The organism is Brevundimonas sp., assembly GCF_019636155.1.
Lineage (GTDB): Bacteria > Pseudomonadota > Alphaproteobacteria > Caulobacterales > Caulobacteraceae > Brevundimonas.
The window spans coordinates 1-9,027 of the sequence record NZ_JAHBYB010000026.1; the positions used below are offsets into that span (position 1 = coordinate 1).

The 9,027-nt window shown below is 69.8% G+C and carries 10 protein-coding genes and 2 tRNA genes; 1 reads left to right on the top strand and 11 read right to left on the bottom strand.

From position 1 onward, the window contains the following. Positions 1-239: 239 nt before the first annotated feature. The 9 genes from ptsN to KF910_RS13910 form a co-directional block, all read right to left on the bottom strand. Entirely contained in the window at positions 240-704 is a 465-nt protein-coding gene (ptsN, locus tag KF910_RS13870; RefSeq protein WP_292263952.1) for a PTS IIA-like nitrogen regulatory protein PtsN, read from the bottom strand. Positions 705-783: 79 nt separating this feature from the next. Next, positions 784-1,443: a ribosome hibernation-promoting factor, HPF/YfiA family gene (hpf, locus tag KF910_RS13875; RefSeq protein ID WP_292263954.1), complete on the bottom strand. Its 660-nt coding sequence runs from the start codon at positions 1,441-1,443 to the stop codon at positions 784-786. Positions 1,444-1,524: 81 nt separating this feature from the next. After that, positions 1,525-3,030 carry an RNA polymerase factor sigma-54 gene (gene rpoN / locus KF910_RS13880; protein WP_292263969.1) on the bottom strand — a complete coding sequence of 502 codons (1,506 nt, stop codon included), beginning with the start codon at positions 3,028-3,030 and terminating at the stop codon, positions 1,525-1,527. 176 nt (positions 3,031-3,206) lie between these two features. Further along, complete coding sequence (gene lptB, locus KF910_RS13885; RefSeq protein WP_292263956.1) at positions 3,207-4,007, bottom strand: LPS export ABC transporter ATP-binding protein; 801 nt, start codon at positions 4,005-4,007, stop codon at positions 3,207-3,209. A 21-nt stretch (positions 4,008-4,028) separates the two neighbouring features. Further along, positions 4,029-4,532 carry an LptA/OstA family protein gene (locus KF910_RS13890; RefSeq protein WP_292263958.1) on the bottom strand — a complete coding sequence of 168 codons (504 nt, stop codon included), beginning with the start codon at positions 4,530-4,532 and terminating at the stop codon, positions 4,029-4,031. A gap of 2 nt (positions 4,533-4,534) precedes the next feature. Then, the gene (lptC, locus tag KF910_RS13895) at positions 4,535-5,197 is read right to left on the bottom strand and encodes an LPS export ABC transporter periplasmic protein LptC (RefSeq protein WP_292263959.1); all 663 of its coding nucleotides are present in this window, start codon (positions 5,195-5,197) and stop codon (positions 4,535-4,537) included. A 7-nt stretch (positions 5,198-5,204) separates the two neighbouring features. Continuing rightward, positions 5,205-5,819, bottom strand: coding sequence for a ribonuclease D (locus tag KF910_RS13900; RefSeq protein WP_292263961.1), 615 nt, complete (start codon positions 5,817-5,819; stop codon positions 5,205-5,207). A gap of 210 nt (positions 5,820-6,029) precedes the next feature. Beyond that, positions 6,030-6,116 (bottom strand) — tRNA-Leu (locus KF910_RS13905). 110 nt (positions 6,117-6,226) lie between these two features. Continuing rightward, positions 6,227-6,946, bottom strand: coding sequence for a sulfotransferase family 2 domain-containing protein (locus KF910_RS13910; protein WP_292263963.1), 720 nt, complete (start codon positions 6,944-6,946; stop codon positions 6,227-6,229). Between the two features lie 108 nt (positions 6,947-7,054). On the opposite strand from KF910_RS13910, the gene KF910_RS13915 reads away from it, so the two are divergent. After that, the gene (locus KF910_RS13915; protein ID WP_292263965.1) at positions 7,055-7,942 is read left to right on the top strand and encodes a WecB/TagA/CpsF family glycosyltransferase; all 888 of its coding nucleotides are present in this window, start codon (positions 7,055-7,057) and stop codon (positions 7,940-7,942) included. Here KF910_RS13915 and KF910_RS13920 read toward each other — a convergent pair. Then, positions 7,867-8,868, bottom strand: a complete 1,002-nt coding sequence (locus KF910_RS13920) for an NAD-dependent epimerase/dehydratase family protein (RefSeq protein ID WP_292263967.1) — start codon at positions 8,866-8,868, stop codon at positions 7,867-7,869. The two genes, KF910_RS13915 and KF910_RS13920, sit on opposite strands and share 76 nt — an antisense overlap. A gap of 82 nt (positions 8,869-8,950) precedes the next feature. Beyond that, positions 8,951-9,026 (bottom strand) — tRNA-Ala (locus tag KF910_RS13925). Between the last annotated feature and the right edge of the window lies 1 nt (position 9,027).

Genomic DNA, 9,027 nt, shown 5'->3' on the forward strand with positions numbered 1-9,027 from the left:
CGTTGGGAGAGGGCTTGAACGCCCAAGAGCCCGTCAGGGCGATTGGCTGCGTGAAAGGGTGAGGGGTTACGGCGCCCGCCGGGTGAGAGCGTAACCCCTCACCCTTTCGGCTTGGCGCATCGCTGCGCTCTGCGAGCCTCAAGCCCTCTCCCAACGGGAGAGGGGAAGTGTGTGAGGTGGAAGATCGGAGCCTGGGGCGGTCCCCCTCCCCCGAAGGGGGAGGATCTTGGGACGGGCGATCAGGCGGCGGTCTTTTGGGTGTCGAGGACGAAGAGGGCGTGGATGGCGTCGGGGGTGTGGGCCTGGCGCAGGCGTTCGCGCAGTTCGGGCGAGCGCAGGGCGCGCGACACGGCGGCCAGGGCGCGCAGGTGTTCGGCCCCCGCCTCGGGCGCCGCGAACAGGGCGAACATCAGATCGACCGGCCGGTCGTCGACGGCGTCGAAGGCCACGGGCTGGTCCAGGCGCACGAAGACGGCGACCACCCGGTCCAGGCCCGGCAGGCGGGCGTGCGGCACGGCCACGCCGCCCCCCAGGCCGGTGGCGCCCAGGGCCTCGCGCTCCAGCAGAGCGGTGAAGATGGTCTGGCTGTCCCGGCCCAGGATCTGGGCCGCCGCCTCGGCCGCGACGTGCAGCGCCTGGCGTTTCGACGATGCTCCGCTCCGCAAAACGATGCCGTCTCGCGTCAGCAGATCCCCGATGTCCATGATTACCCCGACTCGCACCCATCAATCCGGCGGGCGGGCGCCGTTTAGACGCTTCGCCTCTTTCCGGAAAGCACTATCACTAAGCCTTTACCGAACCGTGTCCGTTCAGCGACGCCTTGCCCGTCCGTTCCGGATCGACCCAGCCGACGTTTCCGTCCGGCCGTCGATAGACCACGGCCAGGCCGCCGTGGGCGGCGTTGCGGAAGATGACGACCGGATAGCCGGTCATGTCCAGCTCCAGCACCGCGCGGCCGACGGTGATGGTGCGGATCTCGTGCTCGGTCTCGGCGATGACCATGCCCACGGGGGGCGGTTCGTCCGGGCGGCCGGCCTCGCCGAAGGTGTCGTCCTCGACGCTTTCGGGGTCGCGCAGCACGATGCTGCGGGCCACGTCGCGGGCGGCGTTCTCGGTCTTCTCGGGCGACATGGCGCGGGGACCGGCGTAGTGATCCTTGAGCCGGCGCTTGTAGCGGCGGACGCGCTTCTCCAGCTTGTCCAGACTGTCGGCGAAGGCCGAATGGGCGTCGCCGCCGAAGCCGGAGGTCACCAGGGACTGGCCCGAGGCCAGGCGGACCCAGCAGTCCACCTTGAAGCCATGGCCGTCCTTCGAAACCACCACCTCGGCGTCCTGGGCGCCGCGTTCGAAGTATTTGCCGACTCCGTCTTCGAGTTCCTGGGAGATGCGCGAGCCTAACGCTTCGCCGACATCGACATGCTTACCGCTGACCTGGATCTGCATGCCCCTAGAACGCCCACCCCGCGGATTGGTGTCAACGTCGATCACCGATTTGTGGTGAAGGTTGCGGGGGCGACCCGGGGGTCAGGCGAACCGCAGCATCCGCTTGCGCTGGATCGAGGAGGGAATGCGCAGGGCCTCGCGGTATTTCGCCACAGTGCGGCGGGCGATGTCGATGCCCGCCTCGTTCAGGATCTCGACGATGCGGTCGTCGCTGAGCACGTCGCCGTCGGCGGCCTCGGCCTCGATCATCGCCTTGATGCGGCTGCGGACCGATTCCGCCGAATGGGCGGCGCCGCCGTCGGTCGCCTGGATGGCGGCGGTGAAGAAGAATTTCAGCTCGAACACCCCGCGCGGCGTGGCGACGTATTTGTTCGAGGTGACGCGGCTGACGGTGGATTCGTGCATGCCGATGGCCTCGGCCACCGTCTTCAGGTTCAGGGGGCGCAGGAACTCGACCCCGAAGGCCAGGAAGGCGTCCTGCTGGCGCACGATCTCGGAGGCGACCTTCAGAATGGTCTTGGCCCGCTGGTCCAGCGACTTGACCAGCCAGTTGGCCTGGGCCGCGAAGTCGGCGACGAAGGCCTTGTCCGCCTCGTTGCGCGCCCCGGCCGAGATCACGCCGTGATAGCGTTTGTCGACCAAGAGGCGGGGTAGGGTGTCGCTGTTCAGTTCGACGCGCCAGCCGCCGGCCGGGTCGGGGCGGACATGGACGTCGGGGATGACCGTCTGGGCCGTCTCGCCGCCGAAGCCGGCGCCGGGGCGGGGCGTCAGGGCCTTCAGCTCGGCGATCATCTCGGCCATGTCCTCGGCGTCGACGCCGCAGGCCTTGCGCAGGGCCGGCAGATCGCGCCGGGCCAGAAGGTCGAGGTTGTTCAGCAGACAGTCCATGGCCGGATCGAAACGGTTGCGCTCGATCAGCTGCAGCTTCAGGCATTCGGGCACCGAGCGGGCCATGACGCCGGTCGGCTCGAAGCCGTGACAGACCGCCAGAACCGCCTCGACCCGATCCAGGCCGCAGCCCAGGCGGTCGGCGATCTCGGCCAGTTCGCCGCGCAGGTATCCGCCCTCGTCCACCGCGTCGATCAGGGCCAGGGCGATGGCGTGGTCCGAGGGCGACAGGGCGGCGGCCGAGGCCTGGGCCTGCAGATGCTCCCACAGGGTGATTTCGCGCTGCTCGTTGCGGTCGCCCTCGCCCTCGGGCGCCACGCCGCCCTGGCGGGCGCGGGACCAGTCGGACAGGCCCGGCTGTTCGGGGGCGGCGTCAGGGGCGCGGTCGCCGCTGCGTTCGCCGGGGGCGGCGTCGCCATAGAGGTCGTCGTCGCGGGCGTCCATGGCCTGGGCCGCCTCGCCGGGGCGGTCGTCGGAAAAGCTGAGTTCGGCGTCGGGTTCGGCGTCGCGCGGTTCGGCCGGTTCGGGGGCCTCGCCCTCGGCCTCGTCGCGGGACAGCAGGGGATTGCGCTCCAGCTCGGCCTCGACGAAGGCGTCCAGCTCCAGGTTCGACAGTTGCAGCAGCTTGATGGCCTGCTGCAGCTGGGGCGTAATGACCAGCCCCTGACCCTGCCTGACCTCAAGCCTCTGACCCAGCACGTCCTGCCCCCGGCGAACCGGGTTCTGGCCCGGAATTTGCTGGGGCCAGTTTCGGCCCAAGGGGTTAACGGCGATCTAAGCCCGGCGCCTTCCCTGCGATCACGGCGGACGGCGAGCGCGTATCCGGCCCCCTCCACCGCTTCGCGGTTCCCCTCCCCGATGGGGGGGATCGGGTGTCAGCCGTACATCTCGCCCAGATAGACGCGGCGGACCTCGGGGTCGCGGACCACTTCATCGGCGGTGCCTTCGAACAGGACCGAGCCGCCCGAGATGATCGAGACCCGGTCGATGATGTCGAGCGTCTCGCGCACATTGTGGTCGGTGATCAGCACCCCGATGCCCTCGTCCGCCAGATAGCGGATCACCTGGCGGATGTCGGCGATGGCCAGGGGGTCGATGCCGGCGAAGGGTTCGTCCAGCAGCATGAAGGAGGGCCGACCGGCCAGGGCGCGGGCGATCTCGCAGCGGCGACGTTCGCCCCCCGACAGGGCCGAGGCCGGGGCGTGGCGCAGGTGTTCGATGCGCAGTTCCTCGAGCAGGCGGGTCACCTCGGCGTCCAGCCGGGCCGGCGGGTGGTGCAGTTCGGCCACCGCCTTGATGTTCTGCTCCACCGTCATGGCGCGGAAGATGGAGGCTTCCTGGGCCAGATAGCCCAGGCCCATGCGGGCGCGCTGATACATGGGCTGGCCGGTGATGTTCTCGCCGTCCAGCCAGATGGAGCCGCTGTCGGCCGGGATCAGGCCGGTGATCATGTAGAAGCAGGTGGTCTTGCCGGCGCCGTTGGGGCCCAGCAGGCCGGCCACCTCGCCGCGCTGGACCGTCAGGGAGACGTCGCGCACCACCTGACGCTGGCCGAAGCTGCGGGCGATGTTGCGGACCCTCAGCCCCTTTTCGGCGGGCGCGGCCTCGGGGGCGGCGGGGGCCGGGGCCTCCGCCGTCTCGGGCAGGTTCAGGGCTGACAGTTCCTTGCGCGCCAAACGTCCGACCGAGCCGCGGGCTCAGTTCCCCCGAGGATAGAAGACGCCCTGGACGCGGCCGTCCTGGCCGGCGCCGTCCCATCGGGCCGCGCCGGTGCGCATGTTGTAGACCAGCCGGCCGCCGGTGGCGACGTTGCGGCCCTGGCTGAGGATCACGTCGCCGGTCACCGTCACCTCGTCCGAGGCCAGGTCATAGACCGCCCGGTCGCCGCGCAGGGTCTGTTCGGGCATGACGAAATAGACGTCGCCCACGGCCTCGGCGCTGCGCATGTCGCCGTTGTCGACCCGCATGTTGATGCGGTTGGCGCGCAGCCGGTTGTCGCCCTGGAGAATCTCGGCCCGGCCGATCAGGGCGAAGCCGCTGGGGGTGTATTCCACCTTGTCGCCGGTCCACATCACCGGGCCGGACGGAGGCGCGGCCTGTGAGGCGCTCTGGGCGACCACGCCGGCGGGAGCGGCCAGAAGGGCGGCCGCGGCCAGGAGCGCCGCCGGGGCCGTCAGAAGGATCGGTCTGGTCTTGGCCATGGTCATCCGCCCGATGGCGCGGAATTGAGGGTTCCGCGCACCTTGTTGTCGCCCGAGCCGAGGAATTCGACCCGCGCGCCCTGATCCCGGATCACATAGGCCGAAGCGCTGACCGTTCCAAGCGGGCCGGAGGCCTGGACCCCCCGGTTTCCCGAGACCACGCCGGTGTGGGTGTCGACCACCGCCTCGGGCGTGACCAGGACCAGGCCCGAGCCGCCGTCCGAGATCCGCACGTTCGGCCCGATCACCACCCGGTCGTTGGCCTCGTCGTAGAGGCCGCCGTCGGCGGTCAGTTCGGTGACCTTGCGGCCGCCCAGGTTCAGCTTCAGCGCCGGGCCGACCAGGCGGAAGCGGCCGGTGGCGGCGTCGCGCACCGCCCCCTCGGCCCCGATGACGAAGGTGCGGCCCAGGGCGTCCTGGCCGTGGAAGCGGGGCTTGTCCAGCCGCACCTCCTGGGTTTCCCCGGCGCGCCGCTCGGCCCCCGAGACCAGGGTCCGCAGCACGGTCCAGCTGAGGGCGCCGCCGGCCAGGGTCAGGATGACGATGGGCAGGAGCCGCCGATACAGTTTCACGCGCCGTGAGCGGGCCCGCCACCGCGCGCCGGCGCGGGCCACGCGGGCCTCGTCCTCCTGCTTGCGTCTCTCGGCGGGGTCCAGGTCGCTCATCGGGGCGTCAGGCGTGGGCGAAGATGTCGATCTCGTCCCAGCCGGCCAGGTCCAGCCGGGCCCGGACGGGCAGGAAGTCGAAACAGGCGCGGGCCAGTTCGGTCCGCCCCTCGCGCGCCAGCATCTGATCCAGCCGCGCCTTGACGGCGTGCAGATAAAGGACGTCCGAGGCGGCGTAGTCCAGCTGGGCCGGGGTCAGTTCGGCGGCGCCCCAGTCGCTGGACTGCTGGGCCTTGGACAGTTCGACGCCGGCGCATTCGCGCACCACATCCTTCAGCCCGTGCCGGTCGGTATAGGTGCGGGCCAGTTTGGAGGCGATCTTGGTGCAATAGACCGGCCGGGTCTCGACCCCCAGGTGCAGGTCGAACATGCCGATGTCGAACCGGCCGAAGTGGAAGATCTTCAGCACCAATGGGTCGGCCAGCAGCCGCTTCAGGTTCGGGCAGTCGTAGCCGGGGCGGTTCAGGCGCACGACGTGGGCGTCGCCGTCGCCGGCCGACAACTGGACCACGCACAGGGGATCGCGCCGGAAGCGCAGCCCCATGGTCTCGGAATCCACGGCCACCACGGACCCCAGGTCCAGGCCGTCGGGCAGGTCGCCCTCATGAAGATGAACGGTCATGGCGCACTCACTACCTTTTCCGGGCGCACGAGGCGATAGGGCGGTCCGACGGACTCGCGCACAGCGGCGGCCCTCAAGCAGGGAGCGCCCGCGGCGCGAGCGGCAGGGCCAGACAACACCCCCTCAAGCAGCGAGCGACCGCGTCGCGAGCGTTAGGGGGACCAAAAAAGAGAAAGGCGCCGCACCCGCGGTGCGACGCCTTTCAGAAGATGGTGCCCAGAAGAGGACTCGAACCTCCACGGCCTTTCAGCCACTGGCACCTGAAGCCAGCGCGTCTACCAATTCCGCCATCTGGGCCCAGGGGTTTCCCCCCGGAAGGCGCGGACCCTTAAGGGAGGCCGCGAAGCCGGTCAACAGTCATTTCGCCGAAAACCTCGATCCCGCCGTCATCGGGGCCGATCGCGGCCTCAGGACGCCAGGTCCGACCACTGCCGCTGGAAGCGCGCGCGGGCGGCGGCGTACATCTCGTATTCGGCGCGAAACACCTCTTCGTGGCGGGGACGATAGCCGTCGTAGTCGCCGGCCCGTCCATAGGTGGTCACGTTCATCGGCTGGTCCGGCACATAGGGCTTGCCCAGAACGGCGGCGAACAGCCGCACCGTGTCGGAGAAGCGTTCGCTGACGCCGACGGCCACGAAGTCGCGGTCGAAGGCGGCGTGGGCGGTCTGCGGCGTCACATCGTTGGGCATCTGCATCATCAGCCGGGTGATCGGCTGGGCCAGGGCCTCGTCGATGCGGCGGCCGAACCAGGTGTCGAAGTCCGGATTGTCGGCCATGTCCTCGACCGCCTCGCCGGCCGCCAGGACCATGTGCTTGAAGCGCCATTCCGAGATCATCCGGTCGAACGGGTCGCGCATGACGGTGATGATCTGGTCCGCATCGGGATAGTACTGGCGCACGGCCGAGTTGTTCAGCCGGGTGAAATGGCCGTGCACGCAGGCGTCGGCCTGGGCCTCGGTGCGGGTCAGGGGCGTGGCCCAGCCCGGATAGTGTTTGTGCAGGCGGTCGCCGAACCACTGTTCCAGTATGGCGCGGAAGGAGGTTCCCGCCGTCTTGGGGATATGGAGCGAAATCAGAAGTTTTTCGCGGTCGTAGGGTTTGATCTCGGGGCCGGTCGACGGGGTCATGCGGCGTTTTTAGCGGCCTGGGGCCAGAACGCCATCTCGAAGCGCCGCGCGACCCGTTAACGCTGTCGGCTTACCCCGTCTTGACGCGGGTGGGCGCAGGGTGGGCGGATGATCGAGAGGACCCTTCCGGCTTCGCCCGCCCCCGCCCCCACGCCCCCGACGGGGCGGATCCGCCTGCTGGGCCAGGTCATGGACCTGGTCACGCCGGGTCAGGTGCTGGACCATGTGGCCGAGGCGGTGGCCGCCGGGCGGCGCTCGGTGGTGGCCAACCACAATCTGAACAGCCTGAACCTGGTCCGCGACCAGGCGGCCATGCGCGCCTTCTATGGCTCGGCCGATCTGGTGCAGATCGATTCCACCCCCCTGATCGCCTTCGGCCGGATGCTGGGCCATCCGGTGAGCCGGGCGCATCGCAGCACCTATCTGGACTGGCGCGACGCCTTCTGGCGGCGGGCGGCGGAGCGGGGGTGGCGCGTCTTCTACCTTGGCGGGACGGCGAAGGTGGGGGCCGAGGCCGTGCGGCGGCTGTCGGCCCTCTATCCCGGGGCGCGGGTCGGGTCGGCGTCCGGCTATTTCGATCCCGAGAACGCCTGGGCCAATGGCGATGTCCTGAAGCTGATCGCCGCCTTCCGGCCCGATGTCCTGATGGTCGGGATGGGGATGCCGCGCCAGGAGGCCTGGATCGCGCGCAACCTGTCGGCCCTGCCGGCCTGTGTGATCCTGAACGTCGGGGCGGCCTTCGATTATGAGGCGGGGGTCCAGAAGGCGGCGCCGCGATGGATGGGGCGGGCCGGGATCGAATGGCTGTATCGGCTGGCGCACGATCCGCGTCGCCTGTTCCGCCGCTATTGCATCGAGCCGTGGCGCCTGGCCGGGCCGGCCCTGGCCGACATCGGCGCCGCCCTGTCGCGCGGCCGGGGTCAGACGCCCTCGCGCGTCCTGAACCAGTCGACGAAGGCGGGCACCCCCCGGTCGATCGGGGTCGAGGGGCGGTAGCCGGTCAGGGCTTCCAGCAGTTCGGACGAGGCCCAGGTGGCCGGGACGTCGCCGTCCTGCATCGGCAGGAAGGCCTTCCTGGCCTCCATGCCCATGGCCGATTCCAGGGCCGCCACATAGTCCATCAGCGGGGCCGGCGCCCCGCCGCCGATATTGACCATCCGCCAGGGCGCGACCGGCGACAGGGTGTCGAAATCCCCCACCGGCGCCCCGACCACGGGCACGGCGTCCGCCAGCCGCACGACGGCCTCGACCAGGTCGTCGACATAGGTGAAGTCGCGCGACATCTCGCCCCGGCCGTAGATCTCGATCGGTTCGCCGCGCCGCATGGCCCGGGCGAATTTGAACAGGGCCATGTCGGGCCGCCCCCAGGGCCCATAGACGGTGAAGAAACGGAAGAAGGTCGTCGGGGTGCCGAACAGATGGGCGTAGGCGTGACCCATCAGTTCGTTGGCGCCCTTGGTGGCGGCGTAGAGGGTCAGGGGGTGGACCGCCCGGTCGGCCTCGCGGAACGGCATGTCGGTGTTGGCGCCGTAGGCCGAACTGGTCGAGGCGGCCAGCAGGTGCCGCACCGGCCGGCGCCGCGCCGCCTCCAGCACATGGAAGGTCCCGACCAGGTTGGAGGCCACATAGGCGTCCGGGTGGTCGATGCTGTAGCGGACGCCCGCCTGGGCGGCGAGATGCACCACCACCTCGGGCCGGGCCTCGTCCCAGGCGGCGTTCAGGGCCTCGGCGTCGGTCAGGTCCAGCCGATGCATCCGATAGGCGTCGAACCCCTCCAGCACCGCATTGCGGTCCTCCTTCAGCGCGGGGTCGTAATAGGCCGAGAAATTGTCGACCCCGGCCACCGTATGGCCAGCCTGAAGCAGCCGGCGCGCCAGGTGGAAGCCGATGAAGCCGGCCGCGCCGGTGATCAGATATCGCATGGGTCGGATCGCTTGGAGGCCGCGGATCACCCGCTATAGCCGCAATTGGAAACGGCCGCTCCCTTTAGGGAAGCGGCCGTCGTGGTGGAGCTAAGCGGAGTCGAACCGCTGACCTCTTGAATGCCATTCAAGCGCTCTACCAACTGAGCTATAGCCCCG

Coding starts and splice junctions, on each gene's coding strand:
- KF910_RS13890 (WP_292263958.1), bottom strand. CDS start 4,532: ATGGCCAAGACCAGACCGATCCTTCTGACGGCCCCGGCGGCGCTCCTG.
- lptC (WP_292263959.1), bottom strand. CDS start 5,197: ATGAGCGACCTGGACCCCGCCGAGAGACGCAAGCAGGAGGACGAGGCC.
- KF910_RS13900 (WP_292263961.1), bottom strand. CDS start 5,819: ATGACCGTTCATCTTCATGAGGGCGACCTGCCCGACGGCCTGGACCTG.
- KF910_RS13910 (WP_292263963.1), bottom strand. CDS start 6,946: ATGACCCCGTCGACCGGCCCCGAGATCAAACCCTACGACCGCGAAAAA.
- KF910_RS13920 (WP_292263967.1), bottom strand. CDS start 8,868: ATGCGATATCTGATCACCGGCGCGGCCGGCTTCATCGGCTTCCACCTG.
- ptsN (WP_292263952.1), bottom strand. CDS start 704: ATGGACATCGGGGATCTGCTGACGCGAGACGGCATCGTTTTGCGGAGC.
- hpf (WP_292263954.1), bottom strand. CDS start 1,443: ATGCAGATCCAGGTCAGCGGTAAGCATGTCGATGTCGGCGAAGCGTTA.
- KF910_RS13915 (WP_292263965.1), top strand. CDS start 7,055: ATGATCGAGAGGACCCTTCCGGCTTCGCCCGCCCCCGCCCCCACGCCC.